This is a genomic window from Bradyrhizobium sp. UNPA324, from assembly GCF_006658635.1.
In the GTDB taxonomy this organism is placed as follows: domain Bacteria; phylum Pseudomonadota; class Alphaproteobacteria; order Rhizobiales; family Xanthobacteraceae; genus Bradyrhizobium; species Bradyrhizobium nanningense.
The window spans coordinates 1,128,190-1,153,452 of the sequence record NZ_LFJD01000004.1; the positions used below are offsets into that span (position 1 = coordinate 1,128,190).

Sequence of the window (25,263 nt, forward strand, 5' to 3'; positions counted from 1 at the left end):
AGCCCTCAGCCGTGATTGCGTGACGTTTACCTCGAATTTGAGCGGTCTCTTGGCACGAGCGCCATCGTTCCATTGCCACCCTTGAAAGTTAATCCTCCGCCTTAGTTGCAGCGCCGTCAAGGGGAACCTGACCGTTGAAAGCGGCCTCGACGCCGTGCGGAAGCCGCTGAATTCGCTACTGCAAAATCAAAATCTTTTCGTCCGTGCGCTGTCGAGCAAACCGGCTTCTCTCTTGGGCAAGTTTCCCGATGACGAAGTCGTTAGGGATTGCGGCAGGAACAACAAGAACGGGCCGCTCCTGCACGTGGACCCGTGGCTCTCATCAGGAGGAGGAAACAGCACAGCATCGTTTCTGGTCCCAATCGTGACCGCCCTGCACGAGCAGACGCCGGACAACAAGCCCGGTGAATCAATATTGCTACGGAAACAATAAACGAGACCAACGGAGGAATGACTATGCGCAAGGTGCTACTGGCGACCTTTCTTGGCTCAGCGGCGGCTCTCGCCGTCGGGAGCGCCTCAGCCAATGACGAGCTGGTCAAGATGTCGCAGAACCCGAAAGACTGGGTGATGCCGACCGGCGACTATGCCAATACCCGCTATTCCAAGCTTAACCAGATCAATGCACAGAACGTAGGCAAGCTCCAGGTTGCCTGGACCTTCTCGACCGGCGTGCTGCGCGGCCATGAGGGCGGCCCGCTGATCATCGGCAACATGATGTACGTCCACACGCCGTTCCCGAACAAGGTCTATGCCATTGACCTTTCGCAGGAGAACAAGATCGTCTGGAAGTACGAGCCGAAGCAGGATCCGAACGTCATCCCGGTGATGTGCTGCGACACGGTCAACCGCGGCCTGGCCTACGGCGACGGCAAGATCTTCCTGCATCAGGCCGACACCACCCTCGTCGCACTCGATGTCAAGACCGGTCAGGTCGCATGGACCGCCAAGAACGGCGACCCCAGCAAGGGCGAGACCGGTACGTCGGCGCCCATGGTCATCAAGGACAAGGTGCTGATCGGCATCTCCGGCGGCGAGTTCGGCGTCCAGGCCCATATGTCGGCCTACGACATCAAGACCGGCAAGCTGGCATGGCGCGGCTATTCGGAAGGGCCGGACAACCAGATTCTGGTCGACGACAAGACCACCGCACTCGGCAAGCCGATCGGCAAGGACTCGAGCATCAAGACCTGGCAAGGCGATCAGTGGAAGATCGGCGGCGGCGCCACCTGGGGCTGGATCTCCTACGATCCCGAGCTGAACCTCGTGTACTACGGATCGGGCAATCCCTCGACCTGGAATCCGAAGCAGCGCCCGGGCGACAACAAATGGTCGATGACGATCTGGGCGCGCAACCCGGATACCGGCGTTGCCAAGTGGGTCTATCAGATGACGCCCCACGACGAGTGGGACTATGACGGCATCAACGAGATGATCCTCTCGGACCAGTCGATCAACGGCCAGCCGCGCAAGCTGCTGACGCACTTCGATCGTAACGGCCTCGCCTACACCATGGACCGCACCAACGGCGAACTGCTGGTCGCCGAAAAGTACGATCCGAAGGTGAACTGGACCTCCGGCGTCGACATGGACAAGAACTCGCCGACCTACGGCCGTCCGAAGGTGCTCGACGCAGCTTCGACCGACAAGGCGGGCGAGGACCACAACGTGAAGGGCATCTGCCCGGCCGCGCTCGGCACCAAGGACGAGCAGCCGGCAGCATACTCGCCGGACACGCAGCTGTTCTACGTTCCGACCAACCACGTCTGCATGGACTACGAGCCGTTCAAGGTGAGCTACACCGCGGGCCAGCCCTATGTGGGTGCGACGCTCTCGATGTATCCGCCGCAGGGTGAAACCCACATGGGCAACTTCATCGCCTGGGACGGCAAGACCGGCAAGATCGTCTGGTCGAACAAGGAGCAGTTCTCGGTCTGGTCGGGTGCGCTCGCAACCGCCGGCGGCGTGGTGTTCTACGGCACGCTCGAAGGCTACCTGAAGGCGGTCGACGCCAAGACCGGCAAGGAGCTCTACAAGTTCAAGACTCCCTCCGGCATCATCGGCAACGTCACCACCTATGAGAACGGCGGCAAGCAGTACGTCGCAGTGCTCTCCGGCGTCGGCGGCTGGGCCGGCATCGGTCTGGCGGCAGGTCTGACCGATCCGACCGCAGGTCTCGGCGCAGTCGGTGGCTACGCGGCGCTCAGCAACTACACGGCACTCGGCGGTACGCTGACCGTGTTCTCGCTGCCCAACTAGGCCTTTTCAGCATCGCTCCGGCGCGTGGACAAGCTCCACGCGCCGGCTCGTCTCCACCGAACGCCTTCCGAGGAAAATCTCTTGCGTAAAATCTGCTCTGCCATTGCCGTGATGTTCTTGGTCGCGTCCGGGGAAGTTGCCGTCGCGGACGGCTCCGGCGACCCGACTGCCGTTAAGCAGAACGAAACCGGCGAATGGCTCGATAAGGAAGGCAACCCGACCTACAAAGTCACCGACGGATCCGTGGACTGGTACACCTATTCCGGATACCGCCGCTATCACTCGGACTGCCATGTGTGCCATGGCCCGGACGGAATGGGCTCGACCTACGCGCCCGCGCTGAAGGATTCGCTGAAGACGATGAGCTACGCCGACTTTCTCGGCGTCGTCGCCTCCGGCCGCAAGAACATTTCGACTGCCTCGGAGAACGTCATGCCGGCCTTCGGCGATAACCCGAACGTCGCCTGTTACATGGACGATCTCTACGTCTATCTGCGCGCCCGCTCCAACGAGGCCTGGGGCCGCGCCCGACCCGGCAAGCACGAGGACAAGCTCGACACCTACACCAAGAACGAAGATTCGTGCATGGGCAAGAAGTGAACGTTTGGAGCCCAACCGAGACCTAGTTCTTGGCGCCACATGAGAATCTGAGGAGTTTACGATGAAGACACGTGCCGCCGTCGCTTTCGAAGCCAAGAAGCCGCTCGAGATCGTCGAGCTCGATCTGGAAGGCCCGAAGACCGGCGAAGTCCTGGTCGAGATCAAGGCGACGGGCATCTGCCATACCGACGCCTATACGCTCGACGGCTTCGACAGCGAGGGAATTTTCCCGTCGATCCTGGGGCATGAGGGTGCGGGCATCATTCGCGAGATCGGCCCCGGCGTGACCTCGGTGAAGCCGGGTGACCACGTCATCCCGCTCTACACGCCGGAATGCCGGCAGTGCAAAAGCTGCCTCAGCCAGAAGACCAATCTCTGCACTGCGATCCGCGCGACGCAAGGCAAGGGCGTGATGCCCGACGGCACCAGCCGCTTTTCCTACAAGGGCAAGCCGGTCTACCACTACATGGGCTGCTCGACGTTCTCGAACTTCACCGTGCTGCCGGAGATCGCGGTCGCCAAGATCCGCGAGGACGCCCCCTTCGACAAGAGCTGCTACATCGGCTGCGGCGTCACCACCGGCGTCGGCGCCGTCGTCAACACCGCGAAGGTCACGCCGGGCTCCAACGTGGTCGTGTTCGGCCTGGGCGGCATCGGCCTCAACGTGATCCAGGGCGCCAAGATGGCCGGTGCCGACAAGATCATCGGCGTCGACATCAACGACGCCAAGGAGGATTGGGGCCGCAGGTTCGGCATGACGGAATTCGTCAATCCCAAGAAGGTCACCGGCGACATCGTCCAGCATCTCGTCGGCCTCACCGACGGCGGTGCCGACTACACTTTCGACTGCACCGGCAACACCACGGTGATGCGCCAGGCGCTGGAAGCCTGCCATCGCGGCTGGGGCACCTCGATCATCATCGGCGTTGCCGAATCCGGCAAGGAGATCGCCACCCGCCCGTTCCAGCTCGTCACCGGGCGCAACTGGCGCGGCACGGCGTTCGGCGGCGCGCGCGGCCGCACCGACGTGCCGAAGATCGTCGACTGGTACATGAACGGAAAGATCCAGATCGATCCGATGATCACCCACGTGCTCAAGCTCGAGGAGATCAACAAGGGCTTTGACCTCATGCACGAGGGCAAATCCATCCGTTCAGTCGTCGTGTTCTAGCTCGAAAGCGTCACCCCCAAGGAGGATCGACCCATGACTGTTGCACTCCATCCCTCGATCGATAACGGCCTCAAACAGGGCAGCGGCAGCTTTGCCGGCGGCACGCTCGTCTGCAAATGCAAGGACCATCCGGTCAAGGTCGGCATCAAGGGCGACGTCGCCCACAATCATGCCTGCGGCTGCACCAAGTGCTGGAAGCCGCAGGGCGCGACGTTCTCCGTCGTCGCCGTGGTGCCGCGCCAGAACGTCACCGTGCTCGAGAACGGCGACAAGCTCGAGATCGTCGATCCCTCCGCGGTGATCCAGCGCCACGCTTGCAAGGCCTGCGGCACGCACATGTACGGCCGCATCGAGAACAAGGGCCACCCGTTCTACGGTCTCGACTTCATCCATCCCGAACTGTTCCAGGAGCAGGGCTCGCAGGCGCCGCAATTCGCCGCCTTCGTCTCCTCCGTGATCGAATCGGGCGTGAAGCCGGAACAGATGGCGGGCATTCGTGCGCGGCTGAAGGAAATCGGGCTCGAGCCCTATGATTGCCTGTCACCGGCGCTGATGGACGCGATCGCGACCCACGTCGCCAAAGCCAAAGCGGCGTAAGCAAGGCCGCCAGACGTTCAACGAACCCCGTCCGCTCGCTGGCCTCGACCAGGGCCAGCGAGCCGGCCGGGCCCGGCCTCGGGGCGATCGCGGCGATGCCGCCTTTGCAACTCACGCGTCTACGAGGGTGATGAGCTCCCTCAGTCCTGGTCTCTGAATGACTGCGCAGTGCCGCCAACTTCTATCTTGAAGTCCCGGCCCCTGCGTTTCTCCCTCCCTCGACTGAGGCATCCTGCTTCGTCCGCGCAGTCTTTGTGGCGGACGAAGCCTCTTTCGTCGCAGTCCCCTTTTTGGTTGCAGTCCTGTCTGCGAACGCGACGTCCACGTGGCGCGCTGATGCGCCCTGCTTTTGACAAATCATCGATGCAGTCTTTTCCCGGTGAGAACACCCGGCTGTGAACGCCGGGCCGGCGCGATCTCTGCTACGATCGCGCCGTCACGATGCCGCACGGAATACAATCAATTAAGAACAAAACGGGAGGTATCGAACACATCCGCACAATCGAGATTCGCATTCCTGCCTCCTGCCGGGATCTGCCCGTGCGGGACCGTGGCCGGGATGCGACGCAACTGGCATTGCGCCGACCGGCGTCGGCGAGTTTTGAATTTGGCATGCTTATGAAGAGCGAGGGATGATCATGATCAAGGTGAAGATCAACGGCCAGGAACAGAGCTGGGACGGCGACCCGGATCTCCCGCTACTCTGGTTCCTGCGTGACGAGGTTGGGCTGACCGGCACCAAGTTCGGCTGCGGCCAGGCTCTGTGCGGCTCCTGCACCGTCATCGTCGACAAGGAAGCGGTGCGCGCCTGCATCACGTCGGTCAACGACGTTGCCGGACGCGAGGTCACGACGATCGAGGGGCTGCATCCGAACGGCGATCATCCGGTGCAAAAGGCCTGGCGCCAGGTCAACGTGCCGCAATGCGGCTTCTGCCAGGCCGGCCAGATCATGCAGGCCGCCGCGCTTCTGATGGACAACCCGAAGCCCTCGCATGACCAGATCCGCGAGGCGATGTCCGGCAACATCTGCCGCTGCGGCTGCTACCAGCGCATCGAGAACGCGGTCCATCTCGCATCGACGGGAGTGTGACATGAATTTCATCGACAATCCCGGCAAGCTCCGTGGCTTCGAAAAGCACATCAAGGTCGAGAAGGTCTCGCGCCGCAGCATCCTGAAGGGGCTCGGCATCACCGGCGGCTTCGTGCTCGCTGCCCCCGTGATGTCGCGCCAGGCGCTTGCCTATGAGACGGGTGCCGGCAAGATGCCGCACGGCGTCGTGGTCGATCCACGCGTGTTCGTGTCGGTTGGCCCTGACGGCATCGTCACCATTGTCGGGCACCGATCGGAAATGGGCACCGGCGTGCGCACCAGCCTGCCGCTGATCGTGGCCGAGGAGATGGAAGCCGACTGGTCCAGGGTCAAGGTGCAGCAGGCCCATGGCGACGAGGTGAAGTTCGGCAACCAGGACACCGACGGCTCGCGCAGCACGCGGCACTATCTGATCCCGATGCGCCAGATCGGCGCCTCCGCCCGCACCATGCTGGAGCAAGCCGCGGTGAAGCGCTGGGGCGTGCCGGCGACCGAGGTCAAGGCCGTCAATCACGAGGTCGTGCACAGCGCCAGCGGCCGCAAGCTCGGTTTCGGCGAGCTCGCAGCCGACGCCGCCAAGGAATCGGTGCCCGCAATCGAAGGCCTCAAGCTGAAGGACCCCAAGGACTTCCGCTACCTGACCAAGGGCCAGATCGGTATCGTCGATCTCCACGACATCACCACCGGCAAGGCGCTTTACGGCGCCGACGTGCGGCTGCCCGGCATGAAATATGCCGTGATCGCACGCCCGCCGGTGACCGGCGGCAAGCTGGTCTCGTTCGATCCGGACGCGGCGCTGAAGGTTCCCGGCGTCGAGAAGGTGATGAAGGTTCAGGGCTGGCCGTGGCCGTCCAAATTCCAGCCGCTCGGCGGCGTCGCCGTGATCGCGCGCAACACCGGTGCGGCGATCAAGGGCCGCGACGCATTGAAGCTGACCTGGGACGACGGCGCCAACGGCAAGTACGACTCGGTCGCCTTCCGCAAGGAGCTCGAGGAGGCCTCGCGCAAGCCGGGCCTCGTCGTGCGCAAGGAGGGCGACGCGGATGCAGCCCTGAAGGGCGCGGACAAGGTGATCGTCGGCGAGTACTACATCCCGCATCTTGCTCATGTCAGCATGGAGCCGCCGGTGGCGGTCGCCGACGTCAAGGGCGACAAGGCGGAGATCTGGGCGCCGGTGCAGAGCCCGGGCGGCACCCGCGACGACGTCGCCAAGACGCTCGGCATTCCCGAAGGCAACGTCACCGTCAACGTGACCCTGCTCGGCGGCGGTTTCGGCCGCAAGTCGAAATGCGACTTCGCGCTCGAGGCCGCCCTGCTCTCCAAGGAGCTCGGCGCGCCGGTGAAGGTGCAGTGGACGCGCGAGGACGACATTCGTAACGGCTTCCTGCACACGGTCTCGGCCGAGCGGATCGAGGCCGGCCTCGACAAGAACGGCAAGGTGATCGCCTGGCGCCATCGCAGCGTGGCTCCCAGCATCGCCTCGACCTTCGCGGCCGGCACGGTGCATCAGGCGCCCTTCGAAATCGGCATGGGCCTCGTCGACATGCCGTTCGAGATCGCCAATGTCTCGTGCGAGAATCCGGAGGCCGCCGCGCATACCCGCATCGGCTGGTTCCGCTCGGTCTCGAACATCCCGCGCGCCTTCGCGGTCCAGTCGATGGTCGGCGAGATCGCGCAGGCGACCGGCCGCGACCAGAAGGACATGCTGCTCGAGCTGATTGGCAGCCCGCGGATCGTCAAGCCCGCGGTGAAAGACCTCTGGAACTACGGCGAACCGCAGGACAGCTACCCGATCGACACCGCGCGCCTGCGCAAGGTGGTCGAGCTGGTCGCCGAGAAGGGCGAATGGGGCCGTCAGGTGCCGAAGGGCCACGGTCTCGGCATTGCCGTGCACCGCAGCTTCGTCAGCTACATCGCGACCATTGTCGAGGTCGCCGTCGATGACAAGGGCAAGCTCACGGTGCCAAGGGTCGACACCGCGATCGATTGCGGCACCTATGTCAACCCTGAACGCATCGCCTCGCAGATTGAGGGCGCTGCGATCATGGGACTGAGCCTCGCCAAATACGGCGAGATCAGCTTCAAGGACGGCAAGGTGCAGCAGAAGAATTTTAACGACTTCCCGGTCGTCAGGATCGACGAATCTCCTGCGGTGACCAACGTCTACATCGTGCCGCCCGCATCAGACACGCCGCCGAGCGGCGTCGGCGAGCCCGGCGTTCCGCCATTCGCGCCGGCACTGATCAACGCGATCTTCGCGGCGACGGGAAAACGTATCCGCTCGCTTCCGATCGGGAAGCAGCTGGAGGCGTGAGACGGAATAGAGGCGCGAGACGGAACACAAGCTGTCTCGCGCCGTTTCCATCGATCTGACAGGAGCAGATCGATGACCAACATCTCAAAGGCGCTCGCAGTCTCGCTGTCGGGCGTCTTTCTTTTGACGGCCCCCGGCGCATTCGCGCAAGGCGACGCCAGCCCCCCGACCACGGCCACGCGCCCCACCGCGCCGGACCAGAACTCGCTTCCCAACGCCAATGCCCCGCCCGCATCGACCACCCAGACCACCGGACAGCATAATCCCGATCCGAAGGTTCGTGAGATGAACCAGAAGGAGAAGGACAAGGTGGAGCGCGAAGGGAAGTAGGTTTGCTCACCTCGCGCCGTCGTGGCCGGGCTTGTCCCGGCTATCCACGGCCTTCGCCGCGGCACGAAGAACGTGGATACCCGGGACAAGCCCGGGCATGACGACGAGTACGCGCGCGGGCAATCCCATCACGAACACAAAATGCGGCGGACGTTGCCGTCCGCCGCATTCGCCACCCCCCTACTGCTCCGCTGTCTTCGATCCGCCCGCGGAGCTATTTCTTCAGTGCGAACACCCAGATGACCCCGCCTTGCGGCACATTGGCTTCGATGCCGATGTTGTTGGTCACCAGTGCATCCTGGATGCGTTGCGCGTCCACGCCCCATCCCGACTGAATCGCGATGTATTGGGTGCCGTCGATCTCATAGGACACCGGCATGCCCATGATGCCGGAGTTGGTCTTCTGCTCCCACAGCAGCTCGCCGGTCTTGGCGTTGAAGGCGCGGAAGTTGCGGTCGTTGGTGCCACCGACGAATATCAGGTCGCCCGCGGTCGCCGTCACCGAGCCGAACAGCTGCGATCTCGGGAAGTTGTGCTGCCACACCTTCTTGCCCGTCACGGGATCCCAGGCCTGCAGCTCGCCGAAATGATCCGCGCCCGGCTTCGTCTTCAGGCCGATGTCCTCCGGCTTGGTGCCGAGCCAGAGCTCGCCCGGCTTCAGCGCGACCTTCTCGCCGGTGAAACCGCCGCAGAAGTTCTCGTTGGCGGGCACGTAGACGAGGCCGGTCTTCTGGCTGTAGGCCGCCGACGGCCAGTCCTTGCCGCCCCACAGCGACGGACAGAACTCGACGCGCTTGCCGATCACCGGCTTGTGCGCGGGGTCGACGATCGGCTTGCCGCTCTCGGGTTCGATACCCTTCCAGACGTCGGTGGAAACGAACGGCCAGCCGGCGACATAGTTGATCTTGGTCGGTGTGCGTTCGAGCACCCAGAAGATCGCGTCGCGGCCCGGATGAACCAGGCTCTTGATGTTGCGGCCGTCGCGTTGCAGGTCGATCAGCATCGGCGCCTCGACCTCATCCCAGTCCCAGGAATCGTTCTGGTGATATTGGTGATGGGTCTTGATCTTGCCGGTATTGGGATCGAGCGCGAGCACCGAGGAGGTATAGAGATTGTCGCCGGGATGGGTCTCGCCGGGCCATGGCGCGGCGTTGCCGACGCCCCAATAGATCGTCTTGGTCTCCTTGTCGTAATTGCCGGTCATCCAGGCCGAACCGCCGCCGTTCTTCCAGTCGTCGCCCTTCCAGGTGTCATGGCCCGGCTCGCCTTCGCCCGGGATGGTGAAGGTCCGCCACAGCTCCTTGCCGTCCTTGGCGTCATAGGCGGCGACATAGCCGCGCACGCCGAACTCGCCGCCGGAGCCGCCGACGATGACCTTGCCGTCGACGATCAGCGGCATCAGGGTCATGTACTGGCCCTTCCTGTAGTCCTGCACCTTGGTGTCCCACACCACCTTGCCGGTCTTGGCATCGAGCGCGACGACGTGGTCGTCCGTGGTGGCGAGGTAGAGCTTGTCCTCCCAGAGGCCGACGCCGCGGCTGGTCGGATGCAGCTGGAACAGATCGTCGGGAAGTTGCCGCTTGTAACGCCAGTATTCGTCGCCGGTCTTGGCATTCACCGCGATGACCTGCCCCATCGGGGTCGCCACGAACATCACGCCGTTGTTGATGATCGGCGGCGCCTCGTGGCCTTCGACGACGCCGGTGGCAAAGGTCCAGACCGGCGTGAGATTCTTCACGTTGGAGGTGTTGATCTGGTCGAGCGGGCTATAGCCCTGCCCGTCATAGGTGCGCCGATAGAGCATCCAGTTGCCGGGTTCCGGATTTTCCAACCGCTGGGAGGTGACCGGCGCATAGTTCTCGATCGGACCCGACATTGCGGCGGTCGAAGCGAGACAGGTGAAGGCGACGAAGCCAGACAGCAACCATTGCTTCCTGGTTATGGACGTTCTCATGGACGTTCCCCTTTTTCATCCGTTTGAATTCTTGTGTTGAATTCTTGTCGTTCGTCCCGCCGTCCGCCCATCGGCGGATACGGCCTCTCGTGACGCGGGCGCAGGCCCGCACCGTCCATTCATCCTGGCTGCGCGCCACCTACCTTTCCGATGAAGTTGCCGGCGACGCTGAGCGAGCCGTCAGCAAGCGCAAGCGGCAGCGCCGCGAGCCGTCGCGGCGCCGGTCCAAACACGACCTGTGCGCCCGCACGAGGATCGTATTCGGAGTTGTGACACATGCACTTGAACACCTCCTTGTCGCCGACATCGCTCTTCACCCAGGCGGTGACGGGACAGCCGGCATGAGCGCAGATCGCCGAATAGGCGATGATGCCGTCGACGGCGCGCTCGCGGGTCTTGTCGTCGAGCTCGGCCGGATCGAGCCGGATCACCAGGATCTCGTTGAGGCGGGAGGCGCTGCGCACCACCGATGTCTTGGGGTCCTTCGGCCAGGCGTGCACCGGCGGGCCGCCGGCGGGGAGGTCGGCCGCGGTGATGAGCTTTCCCTCCTTGTCGCCTTCGGAGAAGACGAGCACATCGCCTTTCTGGGGCCGTTCGTCGGACCCGGGCGGATCCTCATCCGCGCGCGCATGCGCGGAGCAACCGAGGCAGGCGGTGGTGGCGAGCGCGCCGATCAGCACCGTTCGCCGCGTCTGCTCGGCGCGAGCGTCGGCCTCGGGTTCCCTAGGGTGATCGGACGATGACGAATTGGTCGTGAACGATGCGCGGGACATGTCCACAAGCAGGCGCTGGAACTCTGCCGAAAACAAGGCGAAGAATTGGCGCCGCAATGCATCAATATGGCTTTGCTCGCTTTGATTGAGCAGGACTCAATGCATTCCAACGCATTTTCGCGATTCAACGTCGCGCCGCGCGATCGGCATGATGATTTTGCAGATCAGACCGATGATGTCGGAATTGGTGCAACGCGCTATTCGTCGCGCCGCGGAAACGCTGCGCGACATCTCTGCATCTATTGCAGGCAGCCGGTCGTCGTCAGGACCTGAGGACGTGGCGCGGCGCGGCGATAGAGCCGGCAATCGTTGCCGACGCCATTTCGAAACTGTCGGCGATGCGGCGCGCCTTGTCGATGAACAGGCTAGCTGCCGGCGGCGGGCAGACCTCGCGCGCGGTCTGCTCGAACAGATCAAGCCAACGGTCGAAATGATCACCAATCAGACTTAGCGGCAGATGCGCCCGCATCGGCGAGCCGTGATAGCGGCCGCTCATCAGCACGACCGAGGACCAGAAATCCCTGAGCTTGGCGAGATGCTCGTCCCAGTTCTGCACGACTCCAAACACCGGTCCCAGTTGGGCATCTTCGCGCACCCGTCCGTAGAAGCGGGTGACGAGTTCCCCGATCATCTCCTCGGTGATCCCGGTGCGCTCGATCGCATCCTGGGTCAACAGGTTCCGCCGTGCGGCCGCCGCCTCGCGCTCGGCCTTCAGTCGATCCGACATGTCCTCTGTGTCCGTTCGTTTATTTATTCCCGCGGGCCGCCCTTTTGACATTGTCGGGCCAATTGCGCGCGGCGTCTTTGTCGCAGCGCAAAGTGCGGGATCCGGCGGCGAACCCGAAAGGCCCGCCGCGGGCCGCCCTGATCAGGCGCTATAGGTGTAAAAGCCCTGCCCGGTCTTGCGGCCGAGATGGCCGGCATCGACCATTTCTTTGAGCAGCGGCGCTGGCCGATATTTAGGATCGTTGAAGCCCTTGTAAAAGACCTCCATCACCGAAAGCATGGTGTCGAGCCCGACCAGATCGGCCAGAGCCAGCGGCCCGATCGGATGGTTGCAGCCGAGCCTCATGCCGGCGTCGATCTCTTCCGCCGTCGCGATCCCTTCCTGGAGCGCGAAGATCGCTTCGTTGATCATCGGGCACAGGATGCGATTGACCGCAAAACCTGGGCTGTTCTTGGCGGTGATCGCCACCTTGCCGACGCGCTTGGCGAAATCGAGTGCCTTGGCGTGGGTGTCGTCGGAGGTCTGCAGGCCGCGGATCAGTTCCAGCAGTGCCATCACCGGAACCGGATTGAAGAAGTGCATGCCGATGAAGCGGTCGGGACGATCGGTCGCGGCAGCAAGCTTCGTGATCGAGATCGACGAGGTATTGGTCGCGACCAGCGTGCGCGGCGACAGGGTGGCGCAGAGGTCCTTCAGGATCTTGACCTTGAGCTCCTCGTTCTCGGTCGCAGCCTCGATGACCAGGTCGCAATCCGACAGCTTCGCCCGGTCGGTGGTGCCGGTGATGCGCTTGAGCGTGGCGTCGCGATCGGCAGCCGACATCTTCTCCTTCTTGACCAGGCGCTCGAGGCTGCCGCCAACGGTTGAAAGCCCGCGGTTCACGGCTGCATCGGAAATGTCGACCATCACGACCGCGAGCCCGGCCGCGGCGCAGATCTGCGCGATGCCGTTCCCCATGGTCCCCGCCCCGATGATGCCAACGGTCTGGATCATTGCCTCATATCCTTCATCCTTGCGGCCCGCGCCGGCACGGCACGGCCCATTGTTTCTGCACCAGGGTCTAGCACCGCCACGGGGCGGCTGCGACCTGATCGGCCCCCTCCTTAAACCATCTATCACCGGAATAAAGCCGCCGCCGACCGCGAAAGGGCCCGATTTGGCCACCTGGCAGGCGGTCCGCCCCGAATTTGCGCCCTCGCCGGCCCCTTCTGGAAACTGCACCGTGAATCGTGGTCTAGTCGGCAACGGCCTGTTGCCGGCTCGCCGGGTGGGACTACGCGAGGGTCCATGGGAGCGGCCGGCGCCCTTGGGCCCCTGGGGACTTTCGAATGGACGTGATCATCTACCACAATCCCGAATGCGGCACGTCGCGCACGACGCTCGCGACGATCCGAAACGCCGGCATCGAGCCGCATGTGGTCGAGTATCTGAAGACCCCGCCATCGCGAGCGTTGCTGCAGCGGCTCATCGCACGCATGGGAATTTCTGTGCGTGAGGCGGTTCGCGAAAAGGCCGCCCCTTATGCAGAGCTAGGCCTCAACGATCCGGCGCTGACCGACGATCAGTTGCTCGATGCGATGATGGCGCATCCGATCCTGATCAACAGACCGATCGTCGTGACGCCGAAAGGTGTCAGGCTCTGCCGCCCCTCTGAACTGGTGCTCGACCTGCTGCCGGTGCAACAGCATCGGGCCGGATGAACGATTTTTCCCGCTCCATCGCTGCCGCCTTCGCGCTGATCGGCGAAGCCGACGCCGAGCTGCTCGGCATCGTCGCCTTGTCGGTTCGCATCAGCCTGACCGCGAGCATCATTGCCCTCATGATCGGCGCACCGATCGGGGCCCTGCTAGCGATCACCCGATTCCGCGGGCGGCAGGTGATCATCGTGCTGACCAATGCGCTACTCGGCCTTCCGCCGGTCGTGGTCGGGCTCGCGCTCTATCTTCTGCTGTCGCGGTCCGGTCCGCTGGGGGCGGCCGGACTGTTGTTCACGCCGGCCGCCATGGTGATCGCGCAGACGCTGCTCGCCACCCCGATCGTGGTGGCGCTGGTGCACCGGCCCGCGAGTCTGCTGTGGGCCGAGTATGGCGACCTGGCGCGGATCGACGGACTGTCGGCCCTGCGCAGCATGGCGCTCCTGTTCGCGCTCGGCCGCACCTCGCTGCTGACGGCCTTTCTCGCGGCGTTCGGGCGCGCCATTGCCGAGGTCGGCGCCATCATCATCGTCGGCGGTAACATCCGCGGCTTCACGCGCACGATGACGACCGCGATCGCGCTGGAGACCAGCAAGGGCGACCTGCCGCTGGCGCTCGGCCTCGGGCTGATCCTGCTCGCGCTGAGCGTGGCAGTGTCGACAGTCGCCTTCGTGCTAGTGGGACGCGTTGGGGAAAAATAGCTGCTCGCCGCCGACCTTGTACCCGGCGATCGCCTCCTGCCCCTTCGACGAGACGAGCCAGTCGATGAAGGCCTGCCCGTCCTTCGCCTTCACGTTCGGATGCTTTTCGGGATTCACCAGCATGACGCCGTATTGGTTGAACAGCCGCTTGTCACCCTCGGTCAATATGGCGAGGTCGCCGCGATTCTTGAACGACAGCCAGGTGCCGCGGTCCGACAGCAGATAGGCATTCGACGACGAGGCCATGTTCAGCGCGGGGCCCATGCCCTGGCCGATCTCCCGGTACCAGCTGTCCTTGCTGGCACTGAGGTCGACACCCGCCTCTTTCCACAGCCTCAGCTCGGCCGCGTGCGTGCCGGACTTGTCGCCGCGCGAAATGAACGGCGCCTTGGCCGCCGCGATCTTGCGTAGCGCATCCGTGACGTCCTTGCCGCCGGCAATCTTCGCGGGATCGCTCTTCGGGCCGATGATGACGAAGTCGTTGTACATGACGTCGAAGCGCTTCACGCCCTGCCCTTCCGACATGAACTTGTCTTCGGCCGCCCTGTCATGGACGAACACCACGTCGGCGTCGCCACGCCGGCCGATATCCAGCGCCTGGCCGGTGCCGACGGCGACGACCTTCACGCTGATGCCGTCGGCCTTCTCGAACAGCGGCAGCAGATGGCCGAACAGGCCTGATTGTTCCGTCGAGGTGGTCGAAGCGACCGTGATGGTGCGATCCTGCGCGACCGCGATCGTGGACCAGAGCAGAATCGCTCCAAGGGTGGCAATCTTCCTCATGCGTCGTTTCCAAACAAGCAATGACGGTCCTCAATAGCCGCTTGGGACGTTGACGGGAACCCCCAACGTTCAACCGCTCAGAGTTGAAGCGATGGCGACCAATGGGCAGGAACGTCGTTGGTGCAGGTGGATTGTCTCGGGGTGTAACGTCAAGGAGAATTCAATGAAAAAGATCATCTTGGCATCAGCATGCATCATGGCGCTGGCGACCGGTAGCGCCTTCGCACAGACACAACCCGCTCCAGGTGCCTCCGGTCAGGGCGACGTCGGCCCCTCATCGCGAGGCCCCGCCACCAAGGGCATGACCACCGGACGCGCTTCGAACATGCAGAACGAGGCCAGCGACAGCAAGGGTGCGCAGCAACCATCGGCCGGCGGCACCAACACCAACAACATGGGCAGCCAGGCCGGCGGCAGCGCGGGCGCCGGAGCCGGCTCCGGCAAATAGTCGGAAGATCGAAAACGCCGGGAGGGGATCATCGTCCCCTCCCCACAGGCCGGGTCGCGATCACGTTGGCCGGTCTTGCCGTGGACTTCACGACGATCGACGCTTTGCGGCGACGGCTGAGACTTCATCCTTCACCATCGCATGCGCGGGCATGTAGATGTTCTGCAATTGATCTCACCTACATTGACAGAGGTGTGACGACCGGGGCAGTTTTTCACATTGCTGGCGAATCAGCGATCGCCTCACGCCGAGTACCTCTTGGACAACTCCTAGTGCTTTCGAGACTGATATCGTTGCTGCGCCGTATCCCTGCGGTGAAATGGGCATTCACCCGGCTTCGGCCTGTGCCGGATAGCGGCAGCATCGACGTCACGCCGTTCGCCGCAGACGTCTCACCTGCCACTGCCGAGGACGTCGCAGAAGCCGCTTCGGCTCAAGTCGCCGAAATCAGCACGACTTCGGGGCGCGACGACGCCGGGAGCGCGGGCGCAGCTCCGACCGCCGACGATGATACCGCGATCTCTGTCGTCGCGGAGAGCCCGCCGGCAGCGCCGACCGATGCCGGCAGCAGCGAGGCTTCCTCCCGGCAGAAGCCGTCAGATGTCGAGCCGGTCGTCGAAGAGGAGACCTCGGTCTCGACCGTCGAACTCGAAAACGCGGCGGCCGATGTTTCCGAACCCGTCATCAGCAATGACCCGGCCGTCGAGATCTCGACGAAGGTCGAGGCTGCCGACGCGGAGCCGGTCGCCGTCGAAATTGTCAGCGAACCGGTCGACGCCGCCGAGCTCGTCGTCAGCAGCGATCCACTTCCCGCGCCCCCGACTGATGCTGACCCTGTTGTCGCCGAGGAGACATCGCCGTCCTCCGTCGATGTCGAGATCGCTCCGGTTGATGCTCCCGCCCTCGTCGTCAGTGACGATCGCTCCTCTGATGTCATCGTGGATGTTGAGCCGACCGTAGAGGCGCCGTGCGTCACGTCTGCCGATGCCGAAGTTCTGGCCGAGCCTGCCTCCGAGAATCATTTCGACAGCGATCTCTTGCCGGACGATGCGTTGGCCATCGAGCCGGCAGCTGCGGATATTGCTGCGCCCGTCGCGGCGGTGGTCGCGGAGCAAGGTTCCACTGATGCGGCCAGCGTCATCACCGACATCGCGCCGGCTCCGGCGCTCGTGTCGCCTGCTCCGGAAGTCCGCAGCCCGCCGAAAGTTCGCGCGAGAGCCACCGAACCTACCGATCGCACCGCGCTGATCCGGCAACGCTGGGCGGAAACCGGGATCAGGATGTGGAATCCTCGGCTTCACGGCACCGGCGAAGCCACACTGAACATCCAGGGCAGCGTCGGGCTGCTGCCGCCCGCACCCGGCGAAACGATGCCCCGCTACGACAAGCTTGAATTCAGGATGCTCGGCGGGCAGATCGTCTGTGAGGGCGTCATCGTCGAGGCCCCCGCGCAGGCGAGCCATCGCAGTTTCACGCGGCTCGCCGAGCCCGGGAAACCCGAGCGAGTCCGCGAACCGGCGCGCGAGCGCCAGGCCGCTCTCGCCTGACCCTTTCGCCTGCAACGACCGCCGCGATGTGCTAGGCTGATATCCCGACATGGGAGACCGCCTATGCGCGCAGCTCGTTGCTTCTGGTCGTGATCGCCGCCTGCTGGATCTCACAGCCGGCGTTCGCAGGTCAACGGCCCCATCATGTCGCCGCGACCGTTCCCGCCACCGATCCAGCCGCGCCCTACAAGGCCGATCGGCTCTCTTCCTCGCACGGAGAGTCGATCCTCAACACGCCGGGCCAGACCACCGTGCTGACGCGACAGGTGCTCGACGACATGAAGGCGACGAGTCTTCAGGATGCGATGCGCTCGACCGCCGGCGTGACGGTCGGGCGCTGAGCTCCCGCGCGGCAGATCAATTTTCCTCATACGAAGCAGTTGCCCGCAACGCCGGCTGCAACGTAACCTGCGCGCGGTCGAGCCGCGAGGTCCGCCCGATCAAAACGACAAGAACACTATGGGAGGCAAACCATGAGAATACTCACGGCCGCGTTGTGCGCACTGACCCTGCTCGCAACGGGCGCGCAAGCGCAGACCCTCAAGGATTTCCTGGCCACGGTCATGCAGAAGTGGACAGCGCCGTTCGAGCCGTTCCAGCTCATCGGCAACATCTACTATGTCGGGACCGAGGGTATCGCCGTCTACGTCATCAAGACATCGCAAGGCCTGATCCTGATGGACACGGCGATGCCCCAGTCCACCGGAACGATCAAGGACAGCATCACAAAGCTCGGCTTCAAGGTTGCCGACATCAAGATTATCCTGAACTCGCACGCGCATATCGATCACACCGGCGGTTTCGCCGAGATCAAGAAGGAAACGGGCGCGCAGCTCGTGGCCGGCGAGCGTGACAAGCCGCTGCTCGAAGGCGGCTATTATCCCGGCGACGAGAAGAACGAGGACCTCGCTTTCGCACCGGTGAAGGTCGACCGCGTCGTGAAGGAAGGCGACAAGGTGACGCTCGGCGACACCGCGCTCATCGCGCATGCAACGCCCGGCCACTCGCCCGGCTGCACGAGCTGGGAGATGACCGTCAAGGACGCCGATCAAAGCCGCGAGGTGCTGTTCTTCTGCAGCGGCACGGTGGCGCTGAACCGGCTGGTCGGCCAGCCCACCTATCCCGGCATCGTTGACGACTATCGGGCGACCTACGCCAAGGTGAAAGCGATGAAGATCGACGTGCTGCTGGGCCCCCATCCCGAAGTCTACGGCATGCAGGCCAAGCGTGCGCAGATGAAGGAGGGCGCGCCCAATCCGTTCGTCAAACCGGGCGAACTTGCGACCTATGCGTCCGGCCTGTCGGAGGAGTTCGACAAGCAACTCGCCAGGCAGACCGCCGCGCTGGAAAAGAAATAACCGCCATCGAATGCGGTCTTTCACCTCTCCCCGGAAGGAGAGAGGTGCGCGCTCGACGTTGCGCCGAGGCGCATGGTTAGCAGAGCGTAGCCGCAGCTTTGCCGGATCCTGCAGCCGATGCGCCTGCTTGTGCGGCTGCGTATCGTTAACGCCTCCTCACCAATGCACGCGACCGAAAAGGGATGCGATAGCGCGCAACCTGCGCTGGCCGTTGGCGCAAGATCGATCTAACGGGACCTTTACCCCCGCCGTGCAAGATCACCCGCGTTTTCAGGGGATCCGGGGCTCGTATTTCAATGCCTGTTGCCGATTTGAAGTCTCATCTCGCCGCCACGATACGGCTGTTTCACGTCCCGGTCGACAACCCGGATCTGATGCGCGCGCAGTTCGACGCCTTCTCCAAGCAGGTCCCGCTGCTCTACTTCATCCTCATGAGCAACACGATCGCCGTCGCCTACACCTACGTGAACGTGGCGCCGGACTGGTTGACGATGATCGTGCCTGGCGTGCTGACCGTGCTCGCAGGCTTGCGGACCTATTGGTGGCTGCGCCAGCGTCACCTCGTGCGCAGCGACGCCGACATCCTGCGCAATCTGCGCGCCACCAACTGGCTGACCGTGCCGATCGGCGCCGGCTTCACCGCCTGGTCCTTCGCGCTCTACCCCTACGGCGATCCCTTCGCCAAGAGCCAGGTCGCCTTCTACATGGCGGTCACCGTGATCGGCTGCATCTTTTCGCTGATGCATCTGCGCTCGGCGGCATTGATCGTGACGCTGATCGTCGACGTGCCTTATGTGCTGTTCTTCTTCGCCACGGGCGAGCCGACACTGAAGGCGATCGCCGTCAACAACCTCTTGGTTTCCGGCGCCATGGTGACGGTGCTGTTCATCTATTACCGCGATTTCGCCGATCTCGTCGCCAGCCGAAAGTCGCTGCTTGCGCAACAGGCGGCGACGCAGGCACTCTCGGACGAGAACTTCCGCCTCGCCAATCTCGATTCCCTCACCGAGCTGCCGAACCGCCGCCGCTTCTTCGCCGAGCTTTCGAGCGCCTTTGCCGACGCCGAGCGCAGGCACGTTCGCGTTGCGGTCGGGATCATCGATCTCGACGGCTTCAAGCCGATCAACGACAATTACGGCCACTCGGTCGGCGACCGCGTCCTGATCGAGGCGGGCCGGCGCATCCGCGAGGTCTGCGAGGCCTTTGGCCCGCAGCGCGTGGAGTTCGCCCGGCTCGGCGGCGACGAGTTCGGCCTCGTCGTCTGCGGCGACCCCGAGGACGCGGACCTGACGCGGCTCGGCGAACGCATCGGCAGTCAGGTCAAGCTGCCCTACCAGCTCGACACCGCCCATACCGGATTGTCCTGCTCGATCGGTTTCGCATTGTTCCCGAACGCCGCGACGACCTCGGAAGCGCTCTATGAATGTGCCGACTACGCGCTCTACCACGCCAAGCGCCATCAGCGCGGCCGCACCGTGATCTTCTCGAGCGAGCTCGAGGCCGAGATTCGCAGCCGCGGCGTGATCGAGAACCTGTTGCGCACCTCCGATTTTGGCGCCGAGATGGAGCTGGTCTTCCAGCCAATCGTCGATGCCATGAGTGAGCACACCGCGGGTTTCGAGACGCTGGCACGCTGGCATAGCCCTCGCTTGGGCTCTGTCTCTCCAGCCGACTTCATCCCCGCCGCCGAACGCATCGGCCTGATCCGTCCTCTGACGCAGGCGCTGCTGGCGCGCGCACTCGCTACGGCCAAGACCTGGCCCGACGACATCCGCCTCTCATTCAACCTGTCCGCTCACGACGTCTGTGCCGCCGAGGGCATATTGCCGCTGGTCTCGATCATCGAGAAAAGCGGTCTGTCGCCGCGCCGGATCGATTTCGAGATCACCGAGACTGCCGTCACCTTCGATTTCGTACGCGCGCAGCAGTCGATCGCAACGCTGAAGGCGATGGGTTGCGGCATTTCGCTGGACGATTTCGGCACCGGCTATTCGTCATTGAGCCACGTGCACCGGTTGCCGCTCGACAAGATCAAGGTCGACCGCAGCTTCGTCGCCGAGATCAACGAGAACCCGGTAAGCCACAAGATCATCAAATCGCTTGCCGGCCTCTGCGACGACATGGAGATCGCCTGCGTCGTCGAGGGCGTCGAGACCCGCGCCCAGCTCGACAGCCTGCGCCGGCTCGGCTGCGACTTCATCCAGGGCTACTATTTCGCAAAACCGATGCCGGCCGGCGCGATCGCCGACTATCTGGCGCGTGAACGCCAGCGCCTCGGCGGCGCCGGAGCCAAGGTCGTGGCCTGAAATCACACCGCACAGTAACGTTCCTGGACATCCTTGTCCGAGAGCAGCGCCGCAGCGCTGCTCTCATGGACGACCTCGCCCTGGTCGATGATCACGGCGCGGTCGGCCAGGCGCAGCGCCCATTCGACGTTCTGCTCGACCAGCAGCAGCGTCTTGCCCTCGTCGCGCAGGCGGCGGAACAGCGCGCCCATCTCCTCGACGAGCACGGGCATGATGCCCTCCGATGGCTCGTCCAGCAGAATCATCTTGGGCTTCGCGATCAGCGCGCGCGCGATCGCCAGCATCTGCTGCTCGCCGCCGGAGAGCGTCGCGCCTTCCTGGCCGAGGCGCTCCTTCAGGCGTGGAAACGTTCCGGCAATCTCGTCGATCGCGATGCGCTCCTCGATGCCGCCACCGGCCGCGACGAGGCCGAGCCGGAGGTTCTCGCGCACAGTCAGACCGGGAACGATGCGCCGCTCCTCGGGCACGTAAGCGAGGCCGAGGTGGAAGCGCTGATGGGCGCGCAGTGGCAGGAGCTCCCTGCCCGCAAAGCGCACGCGGCCCGTCGCCTTCGGCATCAGGCCCATCGCCGCCCGCAAGGCCGTGGTCTTGCCGGCACCATTGCGGCCGACCAGGGCGACCACCTCGCCCTCCTTCACGTGCAGCGAGATGCCGTGAAGAACATGGCTTGCGCCATACCAGGCGTGGAGGTCTTCGATTTCGAGCAATGCAGTCTCAGCCATAGCCTTCACTCTGTCCGAGATAGACCCGGCGGACATCCGGATTGCTCCTGATCTCGTAGGGTGCGCCGTCTGCGAGCAGGCGGCCGTGATGCAGCACCACCACGCGCTTGGACAGGCCGAGCACCATCTTCATCTTGTGCTCCACCAGAAGCACGGTGCGCTTGTCGGCGAGCCGCTCCAGCAGCGCGACCATGTCCTTGGTCTCTTCCGGCCCCATGCCGGCGGTCGGCTCGTCCAGCAGCAGCAGCTCCGGCTCGGAGACCAGCGCGATCGCGATCTCCAGCGCGCGCTGCTGGCCATGGGACAGGAACTTCGCAAGCTCGTTCCGCTTGGCGAGCAGTCCGACCGCATCCAGCGCGGAGTCCGCCCGCGTATTCAACTCGGTCAGCCGGGCGCGGTTGCGCCAGATGTCATAGCTCACGGTCAGCGCCTGCGCTGCGACGCGCACATTCTCGTGCACCGACAGATCCGGAAAGATGTTCGTGATCTGGTAGGAGCGCGAGATGCCCTGGTGCACGAAACGGTGCTGCGGCAGGCCGTTCAGCGCGCGTCCCCTGAAATGCAGCTTGCCGGACGTCGGGGTCAACGCGCCGGAGAGAATGTTGAAGAACGTGCTCTTGCCGGCGCCGTTCGGTCCGATGATCGAGGTCAGCTGTCCCGCCGCAAAGGACAGGGTAATATCCTCGAGCGCGACGAAGCCGCCAAAGCGTTTGCCGATCCCTTCGGCGCGAAGCAGTTCGCCGCTCATTGCCGCGCCTTTCCGACGCCGATTGCATCCAGCAGCGTGCCCCAGATGCCCTTGGGCAGGAACAGCACGAACAGCACGAAGATCGCGCCGACGAAGATCTGCCAATGCGGCGTCCAGAGCGAGACGACATCCTCCAGGATCAGGAAGCTCGCCGCGCCGACGAAGGGACCGAAGAAGCTGCGGGCGCCACCGAGCAGCACCATCATCACGATCATGCCCGAGGTCTGGTAATGCAGGATGTCGAGCGGCACGATCGACAGATGCAGCGCCAGCATGCAGCCGCCGAGCGAGGAGATCGCGCCCGACAGCATGAACACGACCAGCTTGCTGCGTTCGACGTCATATCCGCAGGCCCGCGCGCGCTGCTCGTTCTCGCGGATCGCCTCGATGACGGCGCCGAACGGCGAGTTCAGGATGCGCGACTGGAACCACATCGCCAAGCCTGCGAAGCCCATCAGCACGTAATATTTGTTGACGGGGTCGAGGAAATTGACCTGCAGGCCGAACAGGCTGATGCGATCGACGGTGAAGCCGCGCAGGCCGTTCTCGCCGCCGGTGAAGGAGGCCGCCTGGAGCGCGACGTAGTAGACCAGCTGGGCCAGAGCGAGCGTCACCATGGAGAAATAGATGCCGCGGGTGCGCGTCGAGACGACGCCGATCAGCGCCGCAAGGCCGGTGCTGAGCAGCACGGCGATCGGCACCGCGGCAAACCACGGCACGCCGTAGCGGCCGATCGCGATGCCGGTGAAGTAGGCGCCCGCACCGAAGAACGCCGCCTGGCCGAACGACAACAGCCCGGTGTAGCCGAACAGCAGATTGTAGCCCATCACCACGACGCCGTAGATCAGGACGTTGACGGCCAGCGCCTTGGACGGCAGCAGCCAGGGCAAGAGGGCCAGCACGGCGATCGACAGCAGCACGCGGTGGTCGAGAATCCGGCCGAGCCCGCTCGGCGCAGATTTTGCGAGAACCTCACCGCTCGAAGGACGCGTCACGCCGTCCTCCCTCTCACGCCGAACAGGCCTTGCGGGCGGATCAGAAGCACCACCGCCATCAGCGCGAACATGACGATGGTCGCCATTTCAGGGGCGAACAGCGCCACCATGCTGATGGAAATGCCGACCATCAGGCCGGCGACAACCGCGCCGACGATCGAGCCGAGGCCGCCGATCACGGTGACGACGAAGGCTTCGGCCAGAACCAGCGAGCCCATCTCCGGATTGACGCTGCGCATCGGACCGGCGAGCACGCCGCCCAGCGCAGCAAGTCCGACGCCAAGGCCGAAGATCGCAAGCCAGACCCGGCCGATATCGACCCCGAGCACCTGCATGATGGTGGGATCGCGCGCACCCGCACGCACGATCAGGCCGATTCGGGTCTTTTCCAGCGTCATCCAAAGCGCCACCAGCACGACGGCCACCAGCACGATCACGAACAGGCGGTAGCGCGGGAAGAAGCCGATGCCGAGATCGAGCACGCCGATCAGCTGCGGCGGGGTCGGAAACGGAATGCCGTCGCTGCCGAACACGATGCGCACGCCCTCGACCAGGATGTAGCTGAGGCCGAAGGTGAGCAGCAGCGGATCGTCGATCGAGCGTCCATAAAGCCTGCGGATCAGGACGAACTCGATCAGCATGCCGAAAGCGCCGATCAGGATGGGCGCAAGCAGCAGCCCCCACCAGAAGCTGCCGGTGAGCGAGGCCAGATACAGCCCCGCATAGGCCCCGATCATGAACAGCGCGCCATGGGCGAAATTCACCACCCCGAGCATGCCGAACACGATCGTCAGTCCGAGCGCAGTGATCACCAGAACCGCCCCAAGGGCGATCCCGGAGAGAAGCTGCATGATGATCAGCGGCAGGTCCATCGTGACAGGCTTCAGGTGGCGTGGCCGAGCTCGCTGCAGCTGCGCAGCATGTCGTCGGAGCTGGCGTCGTTGGCGAGAATGGCAAACAGATCGTTCTCGCCCGCCATGGCCGACTTCTTCTTGGATTCCAGCACCAGCACCGACTGCACCGACTGGTGGTCGCATTTGCGGTAGTGCTGCGGGCCCTTGGTCAAATCGTATTGCAGCTTCTCCAGCGCATCGACCACCTTGTCGGTGTCGGTGCCGCCGGCCGTCTGCATGGCCGCCAGCAAGGATCCGACGCCGGAATAGCCATAGGCGCCATAATCGGTCGGGATCGCGCCGCCATTGGCGGCCTTGAATGCCGTGTTGAACGCGGCTGCCGATTTGCTCTGCGCCTCCAGGCCCCAATAATAGTTGGCGCCGCCGACCACGCCCTCGAACACGTCGGGGCCGACGGCAAGACGCTGATTATGCAGGATGACGGGCACAACGATCTTCATCTGCTGCTTGACGCCGAAATCCACCGCCTGCTTGATTGCGTTGGCCTGGTCGCGGCCGAAATTGGAGATACAGAGCACGTCCGGCCGCATCGACATCAGGCGCGGCATGAAGGTGGAATAGTCGGCGGCACCGAACGGATGCAGGATCTCGCCGACATTGTCCGCACCGATGGAGGCCTGCGCGCGCTTGAAGCCGCGCAGCATCTCATGGCCGTAGGCATAGTCGGCGACGAGATGGGCGACCTTCATGCCCTTCTTCAGGGTCTGCCGCGCCACCGCTGCCGTCGTCATGTGCGGATTGAGCGCTTCATGGAAGGTGTATTTGCTGAAATCCTTGGCCTCGTTGATGGTGTCGGACTGGCTGATCGAGACATAGATCACGCCACGGGCCCGGGTGACCTCGTTGACCGCCAGCTGCACGGCGCTGGAGAGCGCGCCGACCACGGCGTGAACCTTGTCCTTCTCGATCAGCTCGAGGGTGCGGGTCGCGGCCTCACCGGCATTGAGCTTGTCGTCGCGCACCAGGAGCTCGACCTTGCGGCCGCCGATGCCGCCCTTGTCGTTGACGAGCTTGACGGCGAGCTCGGCGCATTTGACCTGATCGCGCGCTTCCGCGGCGAACGGGCCGGTGAGCGGCGTCGGAAAGCCGATGCGGATCGTCTCGTCGGCCGCATGACCAATCCGGGGCATAGCGAACAGAGCCGCGCTTGCCGAGAGGCCGGCGAGCGCGGTGCGGCGGGTTATCTTCGACGTCGAACCGGATTTGGGCATGATTTCCTCCAAGGTCTTTT

General features: G+C 64.1%; 24 protein-coding genes. 14 read left to right on the forward strand and 10 right to left on the reverse strand.

All coding sequences use genetic code 11. The features are described 5' to 3' along the window. Window positions 1–456: 456 nt before the first annotated feature. From xoxF5 to UNPA324_RS05445, 7 genes are all read left to right on the forward strand, one after another. Window positions 457–2,259 (forward strand): lanthanide-dependent methanol dehydrogenase XoxF5, encoded by a 1,803-nt coding sequence (gene xoxF5 / locus UNPA324_RS05415; protein WP_128919772.1) that lies wholly within the window; start codon window positions 457–459, stop codon window positions 2,257–2,259. A gap of 111 nt (window positions 2,260–2,370) precedes the next feature. After that, window positions 2,371–2,859 carry a c-type cytochrome, methanol metabolism-related gene (locus UNPA324_RS05420; RefSeq protein WP_141938716.1) on the forward strand — a complete coding sequence of 163 codons (489 nt, stop codon included), beginning with the start codon at window positions 2,371–2,373 and terminating at the stop codon, window positions 2,857–2,859. A gap of 61 nt (window positions 2,860–2,920) precedes the next feature. After that, window positions 2,921–4,030: an S-(hydroxymethyl)glutathione dehydrogenase/class III alcohol dehydrogenase gene (locus tag UNPA324_RS05425; protein WP_128919771.1), complete on the forward strand. Its 1,110-nt coding sequence runs from the start codon at window positions 2,921–2,923 to the stop codon at window positions 4,028–4,030. 33 nt (window positions 4,031–4,063) lie between these two features. Then, window positions 4,064–4,627 carry an S-(hydroxymethyl)glutathione synthase gene (gene gfa, locus UNPA324_RS05430; protein ID WP_128919770.1) on the forward strand — a complete coding sequence of 188 codons (564 nt, stop codon included), beginning with the start codon at window positions 4,064–4,066 and terminating at the stop codon, window positions 4,625–4,627. A 638-nt stretch (window positions 4,628–5,265) separates the two neighbouring features. Beyond that, window positions 5,266–5,718 carry a (2Fe-2S)-binding protein gene (locus UNPA324_RS05435; protein ID WP_128919868.1) on the forward strand — a complete coding sequence of 151 codons (453 nt, stop codon included), beginning with the start codon at window positions 5,266–5,268 and terminating at the stop codon, window positions 5,716–5,718. A 1-nt stretch (window position 5,719) separates the two neighbouring features. Further along, on the forward strand, window positions 5,720–8,032 hold the full coding sequence (locus tag UNPA324_RS05440; protein WP_141933861.1) for a xanthine dehydrogenase family protein molybdopterin-binding subunit: 2,313 nt from the start codon (window positions 5,720–5,722) through the stop codon (window positions 8,030–8,032). A gap of 72 nt (window positions 8,033–8,104) precedes the next feature. Then, a complete protein-coding gene (locus tag UNPA324_RS05445; RefSeq protein ID WP_141933863.1) occupies window positions 8,105–8,362 on the forward strand; it encodes a hypothetical protein in 258 nt (85 codons plus the stop codon). Between the two features lie 214 nt (window positions 8,363–8,576). Here UNPA324_RS05445 and UNPA324_RS05450 read toward each other — a convergent pair whose 3' ends face one another. The 4 genes from UNPA324_RS05450 to UNPA324_RS05465 form a co-directional block, all read right to left on the reverse strand. After that, window positions 8,577–10,316 (reverse strand): methanol/ethanol family PQQ-dependent dehydrogenase, encoded by a 1,740-nt coding sequence (locus tag UNPA324_RS05450; protein WP_164936292.1) that lies wholly within the window; start codon window positions 10,314–10,316, stop codon window positions 8,577–8,579. A 119-nt stretch (window positions 10,317–10,435) separates the two neighbouring features. Continuing rightward, a complete protein-coding gene (locus UNPA324_RS05455; RefSeq protein WP_128919767.1) occupies window positions 10,436–11,089 on the reverse strand; it encodes a QcrA and Rieske domain-containing protein in 654 nt (217 codons plus the stop codon). 262 nt (window positions 11,090–11,351) lie between these two features. Then, on the reverse strand, window positions 11,352–11,816 hold the full coding sequence (locus tag UNPA324_RS05460) for a group III truncated hemoglobin (RefSeq protein WP_128919766.1): 465 nt from the start codon (window positions 11,814–11,816) through the stop codon (window positions 11,352–11,354). Between the two features lie 141 nt (window positions 11,817–11,957). Next, window positions 11,958–12,809 (reverse strand): 3-hydroxybutyryl-CoA dehydrogenase, encoded by an 852-nt coding sequence (locus tag UNPA324_RS05465; RefSeq protein WP_141933865.1) that lies wholly within the window; start codon window positions 12,807–12,809, stop codon window positions 11,958–11,960. 335 nt (window positions 12,810–13,144) lie between these two features. On the opposite strand from UNPA324_RS05465, the gene arsC reads away from it, so the two are divergent. Both arsC and UNPA324_RS05475 read left to right on the forward strand, forming a co-directional pair. Beyond that, window positions 13,145–13,516 (forward strand): arsenate reductase (glutaredoxin), encoded by a 372-nt coding sequence (gene arsC / locus UNPA324_RS05470; RefSeq protein WP_141933867.1) that lies wholly within the window; start codon window positions 13,145–13,147, stop codon window positions 13,514–13,516. Further along, window positions 13,513–14,211: an ABC transporter permease gene (locus UNPA324_RS05475; protein WP_128919763.1), complete on the forward strand. Its 699-nt coding sequence runs from the start codon at window positions 13,513–13,515 to the stop codon at window positions 14,209–14,211. Before arsC ends, UNPA324_RS05475 begins: the two co-directional genes overlap by 4 nt. Here the strand turns inward: UNPA324_RS05475 and UNPA324_RS05480 are convergent. After that, complete coding sequence (locus tag UNPA324_RS05480; RefSeq protein WP_128919762.1) at window positions 14,185–14,994, reverse strand: ABC transporter substrate-binding protein; 810 nt, start codon at window positions 14,992–14,994, stop codon at window positions 14,185–14,187. The genes UNPA324_RS05475 and UNPA324_RS05480 overlap by 27 nt on opposite strands. Window positions 14,995–15,157: 163 nt before the next feature. Between UNPA324_RS05480 and UNPA324_RS05485 the strand changes: the two genes are divergently transcribed. The 5 genes from UNPA324_RS05485 to UNPA324_RS05505 all read left to right on the forward strand — a co-directional run bounded on the left by UNPA324_RS05485 (window position 15,158) and on the right by UNPA324_RS05505 (window position 20,653). Then, window positions 15,158–15,442: a hypothetical protein gene (locus tag UNPA324_RS05485; protein WP_141933869.1), complete on the forward strand. Its 285-nt coding sequence runs from the start codon at window positions 15,158–15,160 to the stop codon at window positions 15,440–15,442. Window positions 15,443–15,735: 293 nt separating this feature from the next. After that, window positions 15,736–16,989, forward strand: coding sequence for a hypothetical protein (locus tag UNPA324_RS05490; RefSeq protein ID WP_141933871.1), 1,254 nt, complete (start codon window positions 15,736–15,738; stop codon window positions 16,987–16,989). Between the two features lie 77 nt (window positions 16,990–17,066). Then, the gene (locus UNPA324_RS05495) at window positions 17,067–17,330 is read left to right on the forward strand and encodes a TonB-dependent receptor plug domain-containing protein (protein WP_246667122.1); all 264 of its coding nucleotides are present in this window, start codon (window positions 17,067–17,069) and stop codon (window positions 17,328–17,330) included. A 132-nt stretch (window positions 17,331–17,462) separates the two neighbouring features. Further along, window positions 17,463–18,347 carry a BJP family subclass B3 metallo-beta-lactamase gene (blaBJP, locus tag UNPA324_RS05500; RefSeq protein ID WP_128919759.1) on the forward strand — a complete coding sequence of 295 codons (885 nt, stop codon included), beginning with the start codon at window positions 17,463–17,465 and terminating at the stop codon, window positions 18,345–18,347. A gap of 296 nt (window positions 18,348–18,643) precedes the next feature. Beyond that, window positions 18,644–20,653: a putative bifunctional diguanylate cyclase/phosphodiesterase gene (locus tag UNPA324_RS05505; RefSeq protein ID WP_141933875.1), complete on the forward strand. Its 2,010-nt coding sequence runs from the start codon at window positions 18,644–18,646 to the stop codon at window positions 20,651–20,653. 2 nt (window positions 20,654–20,655) lie between these two features. Here the strand turns inward: UNPA324_RS05505 and UNPA324_RS05510 are convergent, their stop codons facing one another. From UNPA324_RS05510 to UNPA324_RS05530, 5 genes are read right to left on the reverse strand one after another with little or no spacing between them, the layout of a single operon-like run. Continuing rightward, entirely contained in the window at window positions 20,656–21,375 is a 720-nt protein-coding gene (locus UNPA324_RS05510; protein ID WP_141933876.1) for an ABC transporter ATP-binding protein, read from the reverse strand. After that, complete coding sequence (locus UNPA324_RS05515) at window positions 21,368–22,123, reverse strand: ABC transporter ATP-binding protein (RefSeq protein WP_128919756.1); 756 nt, start codon at window positions 22,121–22,123, stop codon at window positions 21,368–21,370. Before UNPA324_RS05515 ends, UNPA324_RS05510 begins: the two co-directional genes overlap by 8 nt. Beyond that, a complete protein-coding gene (locus tag UNPA324_RS05520) occupies window positions 22,120–23,118 on the reverse strand; it encodes a branched-chain amino acid ABC transporter permease (RefSeq protein WP_128919755.1) in 999 nt (332 codons plus the stop codon). The genes UNPA324_RS05515 and UNPA324_RS05520 overlap by 4 nt, the downstream gene beginning before the upstream one ends. Then, the gene (locus UNPA324_RS05525; protein WP_128919754.1) at window positions 23,115–23,990 is read right to left on the reverse strand and encodes a branched-chain amino acid ABC transporter permease; all 876 of its coding nucleotides are present in this window, start codon (window positions 23,988–23,990) and stop codon (window positions 23,115–23,117) included. The genes UNPA324_RS05520 and UNPA324_RS05525 overlap by 4 nt, the downstream gene beginning before the upstream one ends. A gap of 11 nt (window positions 23,991–24,001) precedes the next feature. After that, window positions 24,002–25,243, reverse strand: a complete 1,242-nt coding sequence (locus UNPA324_RS05530) for an ABC transporter substrate-binding protein (RefSeq protein WP_141933878.1) — start codon at window positions 25,241–25,243, stop codon at window positions 24,002–24,004. Window positions 25,244–25,263 lie beyond the last annotated feature (20 nt).

Bases quoted from the DNA above. Each gene is read 5' to 3' on its own strand.
- UNPA324_RS05460 (WP_128919766.1), bottom strand. From the start codon at position 11,816: ATGTCGGATCGACTGAAGGCCGAGCGCGAGGCGGCGGCCGCACGGCGG.
- UNPA324_RS05445 (WP_141933863.1), top strand. From the start codon at position 8,105: ATGACCAACATCTCAAAGGCGCTCGCAGTCTCGCTGTCGGGCGTCTTT.
- arsC (WP_141933867.1), top strand. From the start codon at position 13,145: ATGGACGTGATCATCTACCACAATCCCGAATGCGGCACGTCGCGCACG.
- UNPA324_RS05485 (WP_141933869.1), top strand. From the start codon at position 15,158: ATGAAAAAGATCATCTTGGCATCAGCATGCATCATGGCGCTGGCGACC.
- UNPA324_RS05480 (WP_128919762.1), bottom strand. From the start codon at position 14,994: ATGAGGAAGATTGCCACCCTTGGAGCGATTCTGCTCTGGTCCACGATC.
- UNPA324_RS05515 (WP_128919756.1), bottom strand. From the start codon at position 22,123: ATGAGCGGCGAACTGCTTCGCGCCGAAGGGATCGGCAAACGCTTTGGC.
- xoxF5 (WP_128919772.1), top strand. From the start codon at position 457: ATGCGCAAGGTGCTACTGGCGACCTTTCTTGGCTCAGCGGCGGCTCTC.
- UNPA324_RS05425 (WP_128919771.1), top strand. From the start codon at position 2,921: ATGAAGACACGTGCCGCCGTCGCTTTCGAAGCCAAGAAGCCGCTCGAG.
- UNPA324_RS05440 (WP_141933861.1), top strand. From the start codon at position 5,720: ATGAATTTCATCGACAATCCCGGCAAGCTCCGTGGCTTCGAAAAGCAC.
- UNPA324_RS05510 (WP_141933876.1), bottom strand. From the start codon at position 21,375: ATGGCTGAGACTGCATTGCTCGAAATCGAAGACCTCCACGCCTGGTAT.
- UNPA324_RS05475 (WP_128919763.1), top strand. From the start codon at position 13,513: ATGAACGATTTTTCCCGCTCCATCGCTGCCGCCTTCGCGCTGATCGGC.
- UNPA324_RS05420 (WP_141938716.1), top strand. From the start codon at position 2,371: ATGTTCTTGGTCGCGTCCGGGGAAGTTGCCGTCGCGGACGGCTCCGGC.
- blaBJP (WP_128919759.1), top strand. From the start codon at position 17,463: ATGAGAATACTCACGGCCGCGTTGTGCGCACTGACCCTGCTCGCAACG.
- UNPA324_RS05465 (WP_141933865.1), bottom strand. From the start codon at position 12,809: ATGATCCAGACCGTTGGCATCATCGGGGCGGGGACCATGGGGAACGGC.
- UNPA324_RS05505 (WP_141933875.1), top strand. From the start codon at position 18,644: ATGCCTGTTGCCGATTTGAAGTCTCATCTCGCCGCCACGATACGGCTG.
- UNPA324_RS05435 (WP_128919868.1), top strand. From the start codon at position 5,266: ATGATCAAGGTGAAGATCAACGGCCAGGAACAGAGCTGGGACGGCGAC.
- UNPA324_RS05450 (WP_164936292.1), bottom strand. From the start codon at position 10,316: ATGAGAACGTCCATAACCAGGAAGCAATGGTTGCTGTCTGGCTTCGTC.
- gfa (WP_128919770.1), top strand. From the start codon at position 4,064: ATGACTGTTGCACTCCATCCCTCGATCGATAACGGCCTCAAACAGGGC.
- UNPA324_RS05455 (WP_128919767.1), bottom strand. From the start codon at position 11,089: ATGTCCCGCGCATCGTTCACGACCAATTCGTCATCGTCCGATCACCCT.
- UNPA324_RS05530 (WP_141933878.1), bottom strand. From the start codon at position 25,243: ATGCCCAAATCCGGTTCGACGTCGAAGATAACCCGCCGCACCGCGCTC.
- UNPA324_RS05525 (WP_128919754.1), bottom strand. From the start codon at position 23,990: ATGGACCTGCCGCTGATCATCATGCAGCTTCTCTCCGGGATCGCCCTT.